This is a genomic window from Achromobacter sp. 1011811831 (assembly GCF_059760905.1).
Genome location: NZ_JCBANG010000031.1, coordinates 43,949 through 61,808 on the forward strand (window position 1 = coordinate 43,949; position 17,860 = coordinate 61,808).

Consider the following 17,860-nt stretch of genomic DNA (forward strand, 5'->3'; position numbering starts at 1 on the left):
GGAACCCCCGGCGGCTACCCATTTCATCGTTGTCCGCGCACGCGGACCATCACTGACACAGGTACATCATGAACGCACACTTTACCCGCAATCTGCTCGGCCTGGCGCTCGGCGCCGCCCTCAGCCTGAACGCCCATGCGCACGGCGCGCCGTCGCGCGCGCCCGCTCCCGGCCAGGAGGTCGGCATCAGCCCCTGGGGCCCGGAGGACGAGATTGGCCGTCTGAACCTGATCACGCCCGAATCGCGCGCCGCCGTCATGTCGCGCGTGTCCGGCGGCAAGGTCTATGATCTGGCCACCGAGTACTACATGGGCATGCCCAGCTGGCAGGACGCCGGCGATCCCCGCTATCAATTCTGGATGACCCACACGCCGCGCGGCACCGAGGTCGACGATCCCATGGGCGTGGGCAAGGACATGAACGCAGTGCGCAGCTACACCGGCACGGCCTTTTCCATGTACAGCCACACCGGCACGCACATCGACGCGCTCAACCACTTCGGCATCCACGGCAAGATCTGGAACGGCTTTCGCGCCGACGAACACCTGGGCGACCGCGGCTGGAAGCGCACCGGCATCGAGAAATTCCCGCCGCTGGTGGCGCGCGGCGTGCTGATCGACGTAGCCGCGCTCAAGGGCGTGGACATGCTGCCGGACCAGTACCGCATCACCCGCCAGGACCTGAAGGCCGCGCTGGCGCGGCAGAAGACCGAGCTGCAGCAGGGCGACATCGTGCTGATCCGCACCGGCCGCATGAAGCTGTACAACGACCCGGCCGCCTACATGGCCAAGCCGCCCGGCATGGGCCTGGACGCCGCCCGCTACCTGGTCGAGGAAGGCGGCGCCATGATCCTGGGCGCCGACAACCTCAGCTTCGAGACCTTCCCGTCCGAGGTGGCCGACGACTACGTGCCGCTGCACACCTACCTGCTGGCGCAGCAAGGCGTGCCCATCATCGAGCTGGCCGCGCTGGACGAGCTTTCGCGCGACCAGGTCTACGAGTTCGCCTTCATCGGCGGCCCGCTGAAGATCCGCGGCGGCGACGCGGCGCCGCTGCGGCCGGTGGCGATGCCGCTACGCTGACCCGGCGGGCTGGAACCTGCGGCCCGCGCCGCCGGCGCTCAGCCCTGTTCCAGCTGCATGGCCGGGCGCGCCGTCACCTTGTCCAGCCAGGCCTGCACGCGCGGATGGGAGGCGACGGGCGCGCCCAGGAACACGCTGTAGCGCAGCACGGAGCCGACCACCAGGTCCGCCAGCGAATAGGATGCGCCCAGCATCCAGGGACGCCCGGCCAGATGGCCGTCCAGCACCGTCAGCAATTGATCCAGGCGCGCCAGCGATTGCCGCGCCAGCGCCTCATTGTGGGCGCCGCTTTCACCCCGGATGGCCAGGTTCAGGCTCCAGAATGCCGCGCCATAGGTGACATACGCCCAGGTGCACCACGACATGGCCTGCAAGCGCTCGGGCGTACCCGCCGCCGGCCACAGCCCGCGGTCCACGCCGTGGCGTTCCGCCAACCACAGATGAATGGCCAGGGCCTCGAACATCGGCGCGCCGTCCACCGTCAGCGTCGGCACCACGCCGTTGGGATTGAGGGCCAGGAATTCCGGACGGCGCTGCTCGCCGGCCTTGATGTCGATCCTGACGCGCTCGTGCGGCACGTCCAACTCGGCCAGGGCGCTGGCGATGGGGGAGGCGCTGGAATTGGGGTGCCAATAGAAAACGATGGACATGGACGATGCTCCGTTGAGACGGGCCGGGACAGGAAACGCCCGGGCCAACGCAGCGCACTGTAGAATCCATTGCGGACATATTCCGCCCTCAATCGCCATCCGGCATGCCGCGATCCGGCCCTCCCCCTTTCGCCGCCCCTACGCCAGCCACCCCATGCTCACCGCCACCAACCGCCTGTTGCGCCTGCTGTCGCTGCTGCAGACCCGCAATCACTGGAGCGGCCCGGAACTGGCCACGACGCTTGAGGTGCATCCGCGCACGCTGCGACGCGATATCGACAAGCTGCGCGAGCTGGGTTACCCCATCCACGCCAGCAGCGGCATCGCCGGCGGTTATGCCTTCCGTCCCGGCAAGGCGCTGCCGCCGCTATTGCTGGACGATGAGGAAGCGCTGGCGGTGGCCATCACGCTGCGCACGGCGGCAGCCGGCTCGGTGGCCGGCATCGAGGAAACCGCGCTGCGCGCGCTGATCAAGCTGGAACAGGTCATGCCGGCGCGCCTGCGCCGGCGCACCGACGCGCTGCGCGTCGCCGTCGTGCCGCTGGAGCCGCATGGCCCCACGGTGGACGCGGCATTGCTGGCCACGCTGGCGGCGGCCTGCCGCGATCAATTGCGGGTGGCGTTTGATTATCAGGATGGGCGCGGCCGGGCCAGCTCGCGCACGGTGGAACCACAAGGCGTGGCGCATGCCAGCCAGCGCTGGTACCTGGTGGCCTGGGATCCGGCGCGCGACGACTGGCGCATCTTCCGCCTGGACCGCATTGCCGGGCCGGCGACCGTGGGCGCGCATTTCACGCCGCGCCCCTCGCCCGGCGGGGGAGACCTGCGCGAGTATGTCTCGCGCACGCTGCGACTCGGCGCCTATCCGGCGCAGGCGCGCATCCTGCTGCATGCGCCGCGGGCGGCCATGGCCGCCCGCATCCCGTCCGCCGCCGGCGAGATCGATGAGGTCGACGACGCCCGCTGCCTGCTGCGTTGCAGCGCGACCTCGCTGGACAGCCTGACGTACTGGTTGATGGCGCTGGACGTGGAATTCCAGGTCCTGGAACCCGCCGCGCTCGTCGAGCGGCTGCGAGTCGCCGGCGAACGGCTGGCTTGCGGCCTGGCGCGCAGCGCCTGAAAAGGCTCAGACCGACTTGCGGCCTTCGGTTTCGGCGCGCGTCATCTGCTCCATGAGCAGCGCGACCTTCTTCAGCACTTCCTGCTTCTCGGCCGGCGACATGGCGTCGAACTTCTGCTTGGAAATGCCCAGCGAGGCCAGGGCCGAATAGAGCATCTTGTCTTGCAGGGACATGCCGGCGAATTCCATGAACTCCCGTTCGGCGTCCGAAGGCGCGGCCCGGACCGCGCCCGACACGCCGCCGGCGAATGCCGGCGCGGCGCGCAGCTGCGCATCCTGGAAAGCCGTGCGGAACGCTCCGCCCGCAACGCCGCCACGCACGGCCGAGGACGCGATCCCCGCGTCGGCCGACATTCCCAATCCATCCATGCGAGTCATGATGATCCCTGTGCAGAATTCGGAAAAGACGAGGCCCGATGCCGGTGCGGCGGGGCCCAGGCCGCGGGCAAAAGAGCCCGCAGCCTGACAAGATAAGCCACCGGCCGGCAAGCGAAAGCGCGAAGCTGCGGCGCTTCTGTCGCCTTGATCCCTGATTTGGATATGTGTCATGGATTTTTGCGCCGGCCTTCGGGTATCTTGTGAGTCCCGCGCGCGGCTGATCCGCGCGCCCACACCTGTCTTCAGAATCCCGATGAGCTCTGACATCCTCCCCGACGACGCCCCCGTTTCCGCCCAAGTCCCCCAGGCCGACGCGTTCCTGCAGTTCCTCGTGAACCTGGTGAACAACGGCGGACAGCTCAAGAGCATCGGCGTCACGCTGCAAATGGGCGGCATGCTGGTGTCGGGCTCGATCGTGTCGGGCGCCGAATACTTCGACACCTTCGCGTCGGGCTTCGCTGACGCGCTGGACGGCCAGGCGAACGATACTCGCCAGGCGGTGCGCGCCTCGCTGGCGGAACTGGGCGACGTCTTCCGCCAGCCCCAGCCGGCCGAACCGCTGCCCAACTACATCCATCTGGCCGATGCCTTGTTCTTCAGCGCCGACGGCGCGCCCATCGCGGGCCAGCCCACCCTGTGGCGCGGCCGGATCTCCGCCGTGGACGGCTTCATCCTGGGACGCCTGCAATCCGACGCCAACGCCTGAACGCGCCGACAGGCGGCGCGCCCAGGCAGTGACAAGCGCTGGATGAAGGCTCAGGCCGCCAGGCTGCAGGCCTGGCTCCAGCGCGTGGTGGCGGCGCTGAAGCTGCGCCACGCGTTGCCATCGGCGCGCAGCCAGGCGTCCAGACATTCCGGGCTGAGCGCCGTGGACAAGGCCGAGCCCTGGAACAGCAGGTCGCCATGCCGGCGCAACCAGGCGAAGTCGCGCATGGCGTCCAGGCGGTGCACGGCCAGTTGCAGATTGGCGCTCCAGGCGCGCTCCATCAGGCTGAAGAAGCGCCACTGCAAGGCCTGGTTCTCGGAAAAACCGTCAGGAATGTCGACGCGCACGCCAAGCGCCCGCAGCACCCCATGCGTGGACGGCACGCCGCCGATGGCGGTCGGCAAAAGACGCGCGCGCAATTTCGCATTGAACTCGGGATAGCAACGAAACAGCTCGGCCTGCCGGCAGAGCTGGATGTTCATGGGCAACAGGAACGTCACGCGGCGGGCGGGAACGGAAAGCGGGCCGTCCTGGTCATGGTCGGCCTGCCTGTTCACCCAGAGCGCGTCGCCGGTCAAGGCGATGCCCAGATCGCCGCACAGGCGCGCGGCAAGATCACCTTCGGCGTCCATGTCCAGGGCATGCTCGACGGACAGGTCTATGGGCAGCTCGTACTTGTTGAAGAACGCCACGCCGGCCAACAGGCTGGCGCCCATGTCCGACGGCGCCAGGCCCTGCCAGGGCGAAGCGCGGCTGCGTCCCTGCACGGCGTATTCATGGACCTGGCCCTGCGCGGTGAACACGGGCTGGAATCTCAACAGCACCGAGTCTTCATAGAGCGCCCAGGCGCGCGACTCGTCATGCATGGCGGCTCCGGGCAGCGGGAAGTCGGCGCATGCCGGGCACCGGAACTCGCCACGTGCGAAATGGGGAAGGGACGCGCTCGATTGGGGCGGGCCGACAGCCCGGTGAGAAGATCATGCTGGCCTCGAATACCGATAGTGGCGGGGCCTGCCGTGGCCCCAGCCCGCCTGAGCTGCCGCGCCAGGAAACGGCGGCGAGCTGCCACCGGCCTCTGCCATGGCTGGATATCGTGCCGATGGTGCCCAACAGGCACCGCCCCTTGAACAAGAAAATTCTGAATCATTGTTGTTTTCTGAACTTTCCTAGAGACCACGCCACCATGGCCATAAGACCTCGCCGGCGGCGGAAGCCCCCCGCCCACCGACGGCCACCGACGATCCCCCTCAAAAGCCTCGCCAGTTTTTAAGATTCTTCTCATATCCGGACCCGGCCCGGCTTCCTACCATGCAGGAAATGCCGGTAAACGATCTGAGCCCCCCCGCCACCGCCCCCGAAGACGCACCCCGAGCGGCGTCCGTACTGCTGCAATTTTTCGCCGTAGCCGCGCTCTTTTGCGTCGTGGTAGGCGCCACCCTGTACCTGTACTGGACCTTCAGCAACGCCGTCTCCGGCTACCGCCGCCAGATGAACGCGGCGGCCTATGACGCGCAACTGTTCTTCGACCAGCGCGAATCGCTACTGCGCTCGATCCTCGCCTCGGCGGTGCGCAACACCGACAAGGCCCCCATCTCCGAAACCCCCAGCTACTTCGGCAACACCCGCCAGATCGAAGTCCTGCCCCTGCCCGAGGAACCCGGTCAATACGACTGGGCGCTGGTGCTGACGCCCCGCGACCTGCTGAACGTCGGCCTGGCCAACGCCACCATGGTCCACACGTCCCTGCGGCGCAACGCCACCATGCGCATCGACTCGCACGGCACGCGCGCGGCGCCTGGCATGTCTCCCCGCATCCAGGAATGGCTGACACAGACGCTGCTGCGCCACACTGACATCCCGCCGCGACAGGACGGGCATCCGCCCATCATCTGGCTGCACCCGCCGATGGATACCGCGCAGCGCCTCTTCCTGTATACGCCGCTTGATATCGGCGATCCGCAGTCCGGCTGGATCGGCCTGGAAGTCGCCGGCGTGGACGCGGCGGTCAATCCCGCGAATCTCGGCGGCAGCACGTACTCGCTGTTCGACGAGCGCAATCGGCCCGTGATGCACAGCCCCGGCGCCCCCATGTTCGAAGGCGAGGTCACCGACCAGCGCGAGGACTCCTTCCGCCTGCTGGGCGACGGCTGGCCGCCCACCCACCTGGCCCTGAGCAAGCAGGTCGGCGAGGACGGCTGGCGGCTGGTCTACTACATCTCGCTGCGGCAGGTGCTGCGCGACCACGCCGCCACCCTCAAGACGGCGGCGGTCGTCACGACGTTGATCCTGGCCCTGGTGCTGCTGCGGGTCCGCTACATCCGCCGGCACATGGTCCAGCCGGCGCTGCGTCAATACGAAGCGCTGGCCGACAGCGTGTCGCTGAACCGCAAGCTGATCGAGGTCGCGCCAGTGGGCCTGTGCCTGCTGCGACGCAGCGACGGCACGCTGGTCATGTCCAATGAAATGGCGCGCCACTGGTTCCAGGACACCCCGGGCTGGCGCGCGGAAATCCTCGCCCACCAAGGCGAGAAAGCCGGCCGTGAATACACGCTGGACGACGGCCGCAGCGCGTACCTGACATTCGCTCCCACCACTTATCAGGGCGAGGACGTGGTGCTCTGCGGCATCAGCGACATTTCCGAACTGAAGAAGTTCGAAAGATCGCTGCTCCAGGCCAAGTGCGATGCCGAGGCCGCCAATCACGCCAAGACCGTATTCCTCACCACCATGAGCCACGAGATCCGCACGCCGCTGTACGGCATTCTCGGCACGCTGGAACTGTTTTCACTGACCAAGGTGAACGGACAGCAGGAGCAGTACCTGGAGACCATCCAGCAATCCTCGTCGACGCTGCTGCGCACGGTCAACGATACGCTGGACCTTTCCCGCATCGAGGCCGGTCATGTCGCGCTCGAGGAAGCGCCGTTCTCGGCCGTGGAACTGCTCAACAACGTCGCGGCAAGCTATGCCGCGCGCGCCCATGGCAAGGGCCTGCGCACCTATGCCATCTCCGACCCGGCGACGCCGGCCGCGCTGCATGGCGACAGCACGCGCATCCGCCAGATCCTGGACAACCTGATGAGCAACGCCATCAAGTTCACGGAAGCCGGCCAGATCGTGCTGAGGCTGCGCCTGATACGGCGTGAACGCGGTCTGTCGACCCTGGCCTTCCAGGTCGCCGACACCGGCTCCGGCATCGCGCCCCAGCATCAGACCCGCCTGTTCGAACCCTACTACCAGGTCGACACGGACAAGAACGTGCGCCTGCCCGGCACCGGCCTGGGCCTGTCCATCTGCAGCCGGCTTTCCGACATGATGGGCGGCTCGCTCACCGCGGTCAGCGAGCTCGGGCTGGGCACCAGCATCACCTTCGAAATCACGCTGCCAACCGCGGAAGACCCCGCCGAAGCGCCGGTATCCTTGTCCGGCAACGCCATGATCTACGTGCAGAGCTCGGTGCCCGAGATCGTCTCGAACCTGTGCGGCTGGCTCCGGCGCTGGGGCGCGGCGGCGGTACCCTATCCGCCCGCCGGCAGCCCGCGCGTCGACGCCGCCGTGCTGCTGCAGGCCTGGCCATACGCGCCGGAACCCGCCCTATGGACCGGCCCCACCGTGATCACGCATCCGCCCGGCATGAAGCCGCGCGTGGAGGATGGCAGGCGGACCTGGTTCGCCAGCTGCTACAGCCTGTCCAACATCGCGCATGCACTACGGCTGGCCCTGGGCCGTTCCGCGCACGCCACGAACTACGGCCAGCCGGCCAAGCACGAACTTGTCGACCTGCGAGTTCTGGTGGTCGAAGACAACCCCATCAGCCAACTGATCCTGCGCGAGCAACTGGAACACCTGGGCTGCACCGTCGTCACGGCCAGCAACGGCCAGGAAGCGCTGGCGCTGCCAGACGCCCTGTCGTTCGATTCCGTGCTGACCGACCTGAACATGCCCCTGGTCGACGGCTACGAGCTGACCCGGATGCTGCGCGAACGCGGCTATCAGCAGCCGATCCTGGGCATCACGGCGAATGCCTTCCCCGACGAACAACGCCGGGGCATGAACGCGGGCATGACCAGCCTGCTGGTGAAACCCCTGCCTCTGAATGTCTTGCGCCAGACACTGCAAGCGGTGAAAGTCCCTCGGAGTTGAAATGCTATCCGAATACAAGGTCCTGGTACTGGACGATCATGAATTCCAATGCGCCCAGATGTCCGGCCTGCTGGAAGATGCCGGCTTCACCCAGGTGGACACGGCCCATACCGCCGAACAGGCTCTGACGCTGGCCCGGCACCATGCATACCACCTCATCCTCATGGATCTCAGCATGCCGGGCATGGACGGCGTGCAGCTCATCAGCGAACTGGCGCAACTGCGCCTGAACCCCATGCTGGCCATCACGACCGCGTGCTCGCGCCGCATCATGAACAGCGTCAGCCTCATGGCCAAGGAAAAAGGCCTGGCGGTGATCGGCGCCTACACCAAGCCGCTGACCCGGGAACACGCTCAAGGACTGGCGCAACATCTGCGGCAGGACCGGCATGCGGCGTCCGAGCCCGTCACCGGCCATGAACAGGACGCGCTGTTCGATCGCAAGACCCTGGAGCAGGCGTTGCGCACCGGCCAGATCCAGGCCTGGTTCCAACCCAAGAAAGCCCTGACCACCGGCAACATCGTCGGCGCCGAAGCGCTGGCGCGCTGGCATCACACGGAATTCGGCTTCATGCTGCCGGCGTCATTCCTGGGCGCGGTGCACAGGCACGGCCTGAATCAGGCCCTGCTGACCCGCATGCTCGAAGACGCGCTGTCCGCCTACCGGCGCTGGCGCAAACTGGGTTTCAAGGTGCCGGTGTCGGTCAACCTGCCTACCCGACTGCTCGACAATCCCCTGCTGCCGGATGAGCTTTACAATACCGTCGCCGCCAGCGGCGTGCCGGCTGAAGATGTGACGTTCGAACTGCTCGAGGACGAAACCACTTCCGTGCCGGGGCAGTACTACATGGGAGCCAGCCGGCTGCGCCTGAAAGGCTTCGGATTGGCTCAGGACGATTTCGGCAAAGGCTATAGTTCCATGTACACCCTGATATCCACGCCGTTCACCGAACTCAAGATCGACCGGGCTTTCGTCAGCGGCGCGGCCCACGACAGCGTCCGCGCCGCCGCGCTGCTGTCTTCCGTGCAGCTGGGCCGGCAACTGGGCCTGCAGGTCACCGCCGAAGGCGTCGAAACCGCCAGCGACCTGGAATACCTGCGCAAGATAGGATGTGACTGTGCCCAGGGATTTCTCATATCGGCCGCCGTCAACGTCATGGACTTCACCACGCTGCTGGCGGACGAACCCCGCCTCTACGCAGACATGGACCTATAGGAACGCCCAACCCGGTATGCAGGACTCGCCCTTCAGCAGAATTACCCGCACATCGCGCCGGCTCAACCTGGCGCTGTTCGGCGTGTTGCCGATAGCGCTGGTCCTGATAAGCGCCATCCTCTGGAGCTGGCAGCGGCTGATCAAGCAGGAAGAAGAAAAGCTGCTGCTGGACTTCACGGTGTTCATGGGCTACATCGAGGCCGAGGAGCGCTTCCTGCAAGGCTTTCGCACCCAGAACGCCCTGCTGCAGGGTCCGCCGTCGACGCCGGACGTGTCCCTGCACGAGACCCCGCCGTCCGAGCGCCAGGGCACGGCGTTCTACGAGGGCCGCCGGCCGCTGTTTTCCACGCCCTTCACCGTATCCTGCCTGACGGCCGACTGCACGCGCGACCAGGTGCAACTATCGGCCATGGGCAGCTACCTGTCGGCCTACTACTCCACCTATTGGCCAACCACCTACTATCCCGCGGCGGCGGCCTTCCTGGTCAATGCCAGCGACAGCGTCAGCATCAGCGTGCCGGCGCTCAACATGCCCTCCAGCTTCCGCCCGCTCAGCCAGAGCACCTACCTGACCTCGGTCGACGCCATCCGCGAGCAGATCGAACTGAACCACATCGTCGAACAGCGCCTGATCGACCTGCATGCGCCCGCCGACGTGCACGAACGCACGCAGGTCCAGTGGTTCACCGCGCCGGCCAGCCCGAACCGCATCATCGGCCTGCTGCCGGCCGGCCTGCCGTCCGGCGTCTGGCGGGCCGATGCCGGCTCCCCGCCCGATGTCTACATCGCCACCCTGCTCCACCGGGACCGCATCAACATCTTCGACCGCGTCCTGCCCTCCGGCCTGTACGACGAATTCTGGCTGACCCGCAACGATTCCGGCATCTTGCTGGGCGAAGGCCCGCTGCCCGACGCGCAGGAGCCCGGGCTGCACTACACGGCGGACGGCCTGGTGTTCAAGGTCATCGACGACTCGGGCGCATGGACCGCCTACTACCGCGTCGGCTACCGCGGCTTCTTCCAGGACAATCTGTGGCTGCCGGTCAGCGTCGCGCTGCTGCTGCTGCTGAGCATCGTCGGCGGTCTCGGCTATGGCCGCTGGTACAACCGCCGCGTGTTGCTGCCGGCGCAAAGCGCGCAGCGCGACATCCTCGAAAGCGAAGCCTTCAGCCGCACCCTGATCGAGACCGCGCCAATCGCGCTCTGCCTGCTGACCCGCTTCAAGGGCGAGGTGCTGTTCAGCAACGGCCTCGCCCAGCAATGGCTGGGCGCGCAGGCAGGCCAGCCGCTGGCCCCGTCCGCCTCGGTGCGCACGCTGCTGGACAAGGCGCTGGCCGCGGTCCAGCCCGGCACCTTTGAAACGTTCCTGGCCCAGGACGGCAGGCCGCTGTTCGTCGCCTATGCGCCGACGCGCTACAAGAAGCAGGACGTCATCCTGTGCGCCTTCGCCGACATCAGCGCGCGGGCGGAAATCGAGCGCACGCTGGCCCAAGCCAAGCGCGACGCGGACAAGGCTAGCGAAGCCAAGTCGACCTTCCTGGCGACCATGAGCCACGAGATCCGCACGCCGCTGTACGGCGTGCTGGGCACGCTGGAACTGCTGGGCATGACCGACCTGGACGGCGAACAGCGCCAGCATCTCGAACGCATCCAAAACTCGTCCTCCATCCTGCTGCAGCTGATCAGCGACATCCTGGACATCACCAAGATCGAGTCCGGCCAGCTGGCGCTGGAATCCACCGTCTTCGATCCGCGCGAGCTGATCGAAAGCTGTACCAGCTCCTATGCCGCCCTGGCGCACCACAAGGGCCTGCTGCTGTTCTCCTGCGTCGACACCGGCGTGGCGCCGTGGGTCACGGGCGACGCCGGCCGCATCCGCCAGATCCTCGCCAACCTGGTCAGCAATGCCATCAAATTCACCGAGGCCGGCCACGTCATCGTGCGCCTGCGCGCGGTGGACCAGCCCAACGGCAACCAGCTGCTGACACTGCAGGTGGTGGACACCGGCATTGGCATCGGCGCGCAAGAGCAATCGCAGCTGTTCCTGCCCTTCTACCAGATCGACAGCGCCAGCCATACGGTGCGCGGCACGGGCCTGGGCCTGTCCATCTGCGCCCGGCTGGCCAAGCTGATGAACAGCTGGATACGCGTCACCAGCGAGCTGGGCCTGGGCAGCAGCTTTTCCATGGCGCTCTCGCTCAAGCCCGCGGCGGGCCCCGTTCCGGCCAGGCCGGACCTGGCCGGCGCGCGCGTGCACGTGCGTAGCCCGCACCGCGAACTGAGTGAACAGGTCTGCCAGTGGCTGACGATGTGGGGCGCGCACGCCACGGCGGCGCCGCACGTGCCGCCGCCGGCGACCGAGTCCGGCGAAGTGCTGCTGGATGTGCTGCGCAGCGAAGACGGCCCGCCATCCGACTGGAACGGCCGCTACCTGAGCGCGCGCGAACCCGGCGCCCGGGGCGAGTATGGCCCGGACGCGCTGGACGGACACCGCCTGGACAGCATCGGCTTCGGCATCCAGGCGCTGCTGCGCGGTGATACGGCCACGCCTCCCGCCGAGCCGGCGGAACCGGAGTTCCAGGCCCTGGGCCTGCGCGTTCTGGTGGCCGAGGACAATCCGATCAACCAGGCCACCCTGCGCAACCAGCTGGAGCAGCTGGGCTGCACCGTCACCGTCGCATCCGATGGCGCGGATGCCTTGTCGCTCTGGCCGCTGACGCAATATGACGCGCTGCTCACCGACGTGAACATGCCCAAGCTCAACGGCTACGAACTGGCCAGCGCGCTGCGCGCCCAGGGCGCCGTCATGCCGATCATCGGCGTGACCGCCAATGCCATGCGCGACGAAGAAGAACGCTGCATGGCGGCCGGCATGAGCTCGTGGATGGTCAAGCCCATCGAGTTGCGCACGCTGCGCCAGCACCTGCGCGGCGTGACCAAGGGCCGCACGCCCGCCGCCAGTCCCGAACCCAAGCCCGCCATGACGACGCTCTTGCTCGCCTCGCCCCCCGCTCCCGCTTCCAGGCAGGTCCAGACCAGTACTCCGGCCGCCGAGGCGCCACAGGTTCCCGCCAAGTACCGCGAGCTGTTCCTCGACACCATGAACGCCGACCTGGCCAAGATCGACGCCGCGCTCGGGCGGCAGGACGTGCTGGCGGTGTTGCAGACCATGCACCGGATGCGCGGCGCGCTGGTGATGGTCAAGATGAACAGCCTGTCGGCGGGATTCGAGGCCGTGGAAGCGCAGCTCAAGCGCGACAGCGCGAACCGTAAAGCCCTCCAGGAAGCGGCCAGGCTGATGCAGGAACTCCGAAAGTTCCTGGTCCAAGTTTGACGGTTGATGCAGAATGCGCGGTAATAACTCAGCCTCGCACTATCTGACCCCTTTTTTCCACATGGATAGACTTCGAATTGTCTTGGCGGACGACCACCCGCTCGTTCTGATGGGCATGCGCGACCTCCTGGAAAAGGACCTGAGCTTCGATGTCGTCGGCGCCCTGTCCAGCCCGACCGACTTGGTCCGGCACCTGGCGCAAGACCCGCCGCATGTCGTCGTCACCGACTATTCGATGCCGGGCGACGATACCTATGGCGACGGCATGCGCCTGGTCAAGTACCTGGTGAGGCACTACCCCAAGGTCCAGGTCCTGGTGCTGACCATGGTGTCCAACCCCATGATCATCTCGGCGCTCTATGACGCCGGCGTCGCCGCCGTGGTGCTCAAGCGCGACAACCTCGCCGAGATCGTGACCGCGCTGCGCACGCTGCAAAGCGGCCGCAGGTACTACCCGCCCGGTTTCCTGCGCGATGGCGCCGTGGACGCGCGCAGCAAATTCATCGGCGAACGCATCAACAGCCTGTCGCCCAAGGAATTCGAGGTGCTGCGCCACTTCATCCGGGGAGAATCGATGATGCAGGTGGCGGAGACCTTGAAGCGCAGCGTCAAGACCGTCAGCGGCCAGAAGATATCGGCCATGCGCAAGCTGGACGTGCAGACCGACCAGGAATTGGTCGCATTTTGCGTCGAGAGCGAACTGTTTCAGTAGCCCGATCCGTATCCCGCGCCGTCGCTGCGCGACGCGCGGGCTGACAGAACCCAGAAGCCCGGCAGAAAGCACTCTGCCACCAGCAGCGGCTGAGCCCGCCGCCAGAACAGGGAACGGCGCGCCCACAACCCGGACGATGTTGCACCGGCATCCTGCGTCACCGCGCCGGCCATCAGGAACAGCGCGGAGCCGGCCGTCAGCCGCGCCACCTCGAAGGGCGATCTCCACACCTCGGGATCGTCATACAGCATGCTGCCCAGAGGCCGCTCGCTCAGGCCGCGCATGCCGCGCCATTCATCCCATGACGCGGCCAGCGGCGTCAGGCTGCGCGCCGCCACGCACTCCACGCCATCGACCGACATCGCCACTTCGCGCAGCCAGCAGGGCGCGCCCGGCGCCAGGCCCATGGCGCGCGCCTCGTCATCGCCGGCGGCATCCGTGCGTTCCTCCCGCACGCACAATCGAAACTCGCCCAGCCGCCGCAACCGGTCGGTCAGCGAACCGGGCGATCCCAAGCCCTGCCATTGCTCGGGGGACAAGACGGCCTGAATCGCTTCAGGTCCATAAGGGTTCCATTGCATCCTGAACTGCACCGCATCCGTTGAACACGGCCGCAAACTTAGTCCAGGCAGCGGCAGCGCGGCAATCGCGATCGGGCGATTTCCATTATTCGCAACTTCCTATAATCCTCGCGTCGGGCCGGCATCCGGCGGGTCCGGCAGACATGCGACGGAACAGGAAACGTGGGTAGGAACATCAAGCTGGAGCAGTTGGACTTCCGGCTGCTGAAGGTCTTCATCGCCATGCTGCGCGAGCGGCACGTCGGCCGCGCGGCCGACGCGCTGGGCATGTCCCAGCCCGCCGTCTCCACGCAGCTGGCCAAGTTGCGCGGCATCGCCGGCGATCCCCTGTTCGTGCGCAACGCGCAAGGCATGCAGCCCACGCCGCTGGCGCGCGAATGGGCCACGCCCGTGGCCGGCGCGCTGGCCGCACTGGAGCAGGCGCTGAATCCGCCCTCGGGCTTCGATCCCGCCGCGTCCCGGCGCAGCTTCATCGTGTACATGACCGACGTCGGCCAGACGCTGATCCTGAATCGCCTGGTCTCGCGCATCGGCGCCGCCGCGCCCGGCGTGCGCCTGCGGATGGTGACGGCCTGGGAGGGCGCGCTGGCCGAGCGGCTGGACGATGGCGCGCTGGACCTGGCGGTGGGCTGGATTCCCCAGCTCAAGGCGCGCAAGACCAGCACGCTGCTGTTCAAGGACCGCTATGTCGGCGTGCGCGAAGCGCCGCGCGGCCGGCCGGCGGCCAGCCCGGCGCGCTACGCGGTGGCCGACGTGCCGCGCTCGGCCCACCAGATCGTCGCCGAGCGCTTCCGGCTGCGGGCGCTGGAGCCTGTGGTGGCCACCTCCAACTTCTTCATGCTGTCCGAGCTGCTGGCCGGCACTTCCCTGACCGCCGTGGTGCCCGGCCATCTGGCGCGGCTATGGGCCAGTCAGCGCGGCGGACTGCGCATCGAGGAACTGCCCTTCAAGCTGCCCGGCATGTCCATCCGCATGCATTGGTCGGCCGGCAACTGGCGCGACGAAGGCATAGACTGGCTGCGCGGACAGGTCGTGGCCAGCGTGCGCGACTGCGGCGCGCTGCTGCAACTGCCACGCGAGACGCGCCGCCGCGCGGGGACGGCGAAGGCATGAAGCGGAGCCACCTCCTTTGCGGCCTGGCCGTTGTCCTCTTCGCGACCTGCGTCCACGCCCAGCCGGCCGCCGGCGAGCTGGCCCGCCACGACGGCTCGCGCATCCGCTATTACCTGGAGCCGCGCGATCCCGCGCACAGGTCGGACCGGCTGCTGCTGGTCATCCAGGGCTCGGACTGCAACAGCGTGACCCAGGTCCGGATCATCAAGAACGAGCTGGTCCGCGCCTGGCCGCAGGCCGACCTGCTGACCGTGGAAAAGTACGGCATCGACGACACCCTGCCTTACGACGGGGATCCCGAGCGTCCCGATTGTCCCGTCGCGTATCTGGAGCACGACAGCCTGCAGCAGCGCGCCAGCGATCTGGACGCCGTGCTGACGGAACTGCGGCGCGCCCTGGGCTACCGTCAGGTCGTGGCCCTGGGCGGCAGCGAAGGCGCGGTGGTCGCGAACCTGCTGGCATCGCGCTCGCGCAATGTGGACGCCACCATCGCCTTCAATGGCGGCGGACAATGGTTCCTGAACGACATGCTGCACAGTCTCGCCAGCGAACCCGTGCCCGCCGCGCAACGCCGCGCCGCCGAACAGGGATTGCGCAGCTTCGCGCGGCATGTGCTTGCCTCGCCACCGCAGGCGATGAACATGAGCGGCCATGGCCACGGCTGGTGGCGCAGCGTGCTGGAACTGGACCAGCTCGCGACGCTGCGGCAGGTCACCGGGCCCGTGCTCATCCTGCAAGGCGGCGCCGACGCCTCCGTGTCGCCGCAGGAAACGCTGTCCATGGTGGCGCGCCTGCGGCTGGCGGGCAGCCGAAACATCGACTACCGCGCGTATCCCGGCCTGGACCACGCCATGACCGGCCCCGACGGCGTCGGCCGCATGCCCATGGTGGTCGACGACATGGCCGCCTGGCTGCGCCGGACGCTCGCGCCCTGAGCCGAGGACGCCCGCGCCTATACTTCAGCCATGAAAATACAGCTGCTCTCCGACCTGCATCTCGAGTCCGATCCGGATTTCCAGGCCCGCCCCGCCCCCGGCGCGGACCTGCTGGTGCTCGCCGGCGACATTGGTTCGTACCAGGACCGCTCGCGCCTGCTGGAAACGGACTTCGGCTTGGGCCGCTTCTCGCCGGCCCGGGGCTGGCCCGCGCCGGTGGTCTACGTGCCTGGCAACCATGAGTACGACAACCTGGATTTCGACGAGACACATGATCGCCTGCGCGAGCTGTGCCACGCGCTGGACATCCACTGGCTGGAACGCGAAACACGGGTGATGCAGGGCGTGCGGCTGGTCGGCACCACGCTGTGGACCGACTTCGACGCGCTGGCCCGGCCGGACGAAGAGTTGGGCTCGGTGTTGAAGAAACGCGCCAAGGCGTTCCGCGCCGCCGACTTCTACCTGGCCAAGGCCGGCATGCGCCGGCATGGCGAGCCATTCATGGCGCAACAGATGCGCGAACAGGGCGTCGCCTGCCAGCAGTGGCTGGACGAGGCGCTGCGCCAGCCCTTTGACGGCATCACCGTCGCCATCACGCACTTCGCCCCCACGCTGGCCAGCGCCGATCCACGCTACGGCGTCACGCCCGGCACCGCCGGCTTCTGCAATGCGCTGGACGCGCTGCTGCCGCGCGCCGATTACTGGCTGCACGGCCACCTGCATTGCGCGCTGGACTATGTGAAGGACGGCTGCCGCGTGATCGCCAATCCGCTGGGATACGAGAAGAAGGGCGAGCGCGAGAACTTCGCGCCGGCGCGGACCTGGGATGTGAGAACAGGGGAAGTGGCGGACGGCTGACGTTCCGGGCGGGCGCCTATCGCACCAGGGAATCGACCTGCGTCGGGCGGAATTCCTCGATGTCGAACGGTTCGAGCGTCGCGGGAACGTCCAGCGGTTTTTCAAGCTGGTGTGGCGCGTAGAACAGCCGATGGTTGCCGACCTCCTTGATCAGCACGTCGTCCTCGAATTGCCATACCTGGTTGGTCTGGGTGTCTTTGAAGGTTTGCATCAGCGGTACTCCAGCCACTGTTCGAGCTTGGCATTGACGGCGCTGGCATAGTAGGAAACCCCTGGCGGAACTATCGTATTCACGCCAATGCCATTTTGCGCAGCCTGGGTCTGAAAAATTGCCACGGGGATGGCCGCGATCGAGAGACTGATATACCCCCCCGGCGCCGTGGATCCCCCATACAGATAAACGGATATCGGCTTGCGCGTCGAGTTCACATAGGTGATTCCCTGCTGTCGCTGCCCGGCCAGATTGACCAGCGCCTGATCGACCCCAAATGCCTTGGCCTTGGTCTGCGGATCCGCGCTGTACCACTGCGTCCAAGCGCCTTCATACTTCATCCGATATTGGAATCCGGGCGTGAAATCTGGCCCGCTGTAGTACGGAATCGCGATCTGCGTCAGCGTATTCCGATCGCTGAACCAGTGATGCCGGACGTAGTAGTACTGCCCTGTCGGAGGCCCGTTCTGCGATCTGCCGCCGCTCAGGATCAGCCGCGTCACCAGACCGTCATTGCGGGCATGCACCGGCAGTTCGTTCCAGTTAGCGTCGTCCCATACGGTAGCCGTCGTGACATGTGGAATCTGTGCGTCGGCCAGTGTCGCCAGGCGGCCTTCCAGCGTGGCCACGCCGGACTGCATGCCCGCGAGGGAAAGCGGAATCTTCGTTTGCGCCTTTTTATCGGCCTCATCGGCGGCGGCCTGGGCCACGGCGGCGGCTTGCGCGGCCGCGACGGCCTTGCCGTCCGCGACCACGGCGGCCGCATTGGCGGCAAGCGCCTTCCTGTCGGCCTCGCTGGCCGCCGCCAGGCCGGAAACGGC

Annotated in this window: 15 protein-coding genes and 1 pseudogene; 10 read left to right on the forward strand and 6 right to left on the reverse strand. The window is 67.2% G+C overall.

Annotation, left to right across the window (positions count from 1 at the left end):
• Window positions 1-68: 68 nt before the first annotated feature.
• On the forward strand, window positions 69-1,082 hold the full coding sequence (locus AC6LJ9_RS14095; RefSeq protein WP_498148035.1) for a cyclase family protein: 1,014 nt from the start codon (window positions 69-71) through the stop codon (window positions 1,080-1,082).
• A 38-nt stretch (window positions 1,083-1,120) separates the two neighbouring features.
• Here AC6LJ9_RS14095 and AC6LJ9_RS14100 read toward each other — a convergent pair whose 3' ends face one another.
• Entirely contained in the window at window positions 1,121-1,732 is a 612-nt protein-coding gene (locus AC6LJ9_RS14100; protein ID WP_498148036.1) for a glutathione S-transferase family protein, read from the reverse strand.
• A gap of 154 nt (window positions 1,733-1,886) precedes the next feature.
• On the opposite strand from AC6LJ9_RS14100, the gene AC6LJ9_RS14105 reads away from it, so the two are divergent.
• Complete coding sequence (locus AC6LJ9_RS14105) at window positions 1,887-2,852, forward strand: helix-turn-helix transcriptional regulator (RefSeq protein ID WP_498148037.1); 966 nt, start codon at window positions 1,887-1,889, stop codon at window positions 2,850-2,852.
• A gap of 6 nt (window positions 2,853-2,858) precedes the next feature.
• Here the strand turns inward: AC6LJ9_RS14105 and AC6LJ9_RS14110 are convergent, their stop codons facing one another.
• Window positions 2,859-3,230 carry a hypothetical protein gene (locus AC6LJ9_RS14110; RefSeq protein ID WP_498148038.1) on the reverse strand — a complete coding sequence of 124 codons (372 nt, stop codon included), beginning with the start codon at window positions 3,228-3,230 and terminating at the stop codon, window positions 2,859-2,861.
• A 253-nt stretch (window positions 3,231-3,483) separates the two neighbouring features.
• On the opposite strand from AC6LJ9_RS14110, the gene gvpU reads away from it, so the two are divergent.
• A complete protein-coding gene (gene gvpU, locus AC6LJ9_RS14115) occupies window positions 3,484-3,936 on the forward strand; it encodes a gas vesicle accessory protein GvpU (protein WP_498148039.1) in 453 nt (150 codons plus the stop codon).
• 50 nt (window positions 3,937-3,986) lie between these two features.
• On the opposite strand, the gene AC6LJ9_RS14120 is transcribed toward gvpU, so the two are convergent.
• The gene (locus AC6LJ9_RS14120; RefSeq protein ID WP_498148040.1) at window positions 3,987-4,802 is read right to left on the reverse strand and encodes a hypothetical protein; all 816 of its coding nucleotides are present in this window, start codon (window positions 4,800-4,802) and stop codon (window positions 3,987-3,989) included.
• Between the two features lie 556 nt (window positions 4,803-5,358).
• Between AC6LJ9_RS14120 and AC6LJ9_RS14125 the strand changes: the two genes are divergently transcribed.
• The 4 genes from AC6LJ9_RS14125 to AC6LJ9_RS14140 all read left to right on the forward strand — a co-directional run bounded on the left by AC6LJ9_RS14125 (window position 5,359) and on the right by AC6LJ9_RS14140 (window position 13,341).
• On the forward strand, window positions 5,359-8,079 hold the full coding sequence (locus AC6LJ9_RS14125; RefSeq protein WP_498148041.1) for an ATP-binding protein: 2,721 nt from the start codon (window positions 5,359-5,361) through the stop codon (window positions 8,077-8,079).
• Between the two features lies 1 nt (window position 8,080).
• Window positions 8,081-9,295 (forward strand): EAL domain-containing response regulator, encoded by a 1,215-nt coding sequence (locus AC6LJ9_RS14130; protein WP_498148042.1) that lies wholly within the window; start codon window positions 8,081-8,083, stop codon window positions 9,293-9,295.
• A gap of 16 nt (window positions 9,296-9,311) precedes the next feature.
• A complete protein-coding gene (locus tag AC6LJ9_RS14135; RefSeq protein ID WP_498148043.1) occupies window positions 9,312-12,629 on the forward strand; it encodes a hybrid sensor histidine kinase/response regulator in 3,318 nt (1,105 codons plus the stop codon).
• Between the two features lie 61 nt (window positions 12,630-12,690).
• Entirely contained in the window at window positions 12,691-13,341 is a 651-nt protein-coding gene (locus AC6LJ9_RS14140) for a response regulator (protein WP_212316808.1), read from the forward strand.
• Here AC6LJ9_RS14140 and AC6LJ9_RS14145 read toward each other — a convergent pair.
• Window positions 13,335-13,922 (reverse strand): chorismate lyase, encoded by a 588-nt coding sequence (locus tag AC6LJ9_RS14145; protein WP_212316810.1) that lies wholly within the window; start codon window positions 13,920-13,922, stop codon window positions 13,335-13,337. The genes AC6LJ9_RS14140 and AC6LJ9_RS14145 overlap by 7 nt on opposite strands.
• Before the next feature lie 162 nt (window positions 13,923-14,084).
• Here AC6LJ9_RS14145 and AC6LJ9_RS14150 point away from each other — a divergent pair, with 162 nt between their 5' ends.
• Genes AC6LJ9_RS14150 through AC6LJ9_RS14160 form a run of 3 tightly spaced genes read left to right on the forward strand, consistent with a single transcriptional unit; the run spans window position 14,085 to window position 16,828 of the window.
• Window positions 14,085-15,035 (forward strand): LysR family transcriptional regulator, encoded by a 951-nt coding sequence (locus AC6LJ9_RS14150; RefSeq protein ID WP_498148044.1) that lies wholly within the window; start codon window positions 14,085-14,087, stop codon window positions 15,033-15,035.
• Entirely contained in the window at window positions 15,032-15,970 is a 939-nt protein-coding gene (locus tag AC6LJ9_RS14155) for an alpha/beta hydrolase family protein (protein ID WP_498148045.1), read from the forward strand. Before AC6LJ9_RS14150 ends, AC6LJ9_RS14155 begins: the two co-directional genes overlap by 4 nt.
• A gap of 30 nt (window positions 15,971-16,000) precedes the next feature.
• The gene (locus AC6LJ9_RS14160; RefSeq protein WP_498148046.1) at window positions 16,001-16,828 is read left to right on the forward strand and encodes a metallophosphoesterase; all 828 of its coding nucleotides are present in this window, start codon (window positions 16,001-16,003) and stop codon (window positions 16,826-16,828) included.
• A 16-nt stretch (window positions 16,829-16,844) separates the two neighbouring features.
• Here the strand turns inward: AC6LJ9_RS14160 and AC6LJ9_RS14165 are convergent, their stop codons facing one another.
• Window positions 16,845-17,039: a hypothetical protein gene (locus AC6LJ9_RS14165; protein ID WP_498148047.1), complete on the reverse strand. Its 195-nt coding sequence runs from the start codon at window positions 17,037-17,039 to the stop codon at window positions 16,845-16,847.
• Window positions 17,039-17,860 (reverse strand): annotated as a pseudogene (locus AC6LJ9_RS14170) (hypothetical protein); the annotation flags it as partial. The gene AC6LJ9_RS14165 and the pseudogene AC6LJ9_RS14170, both read right to left, overlap by 1 nt.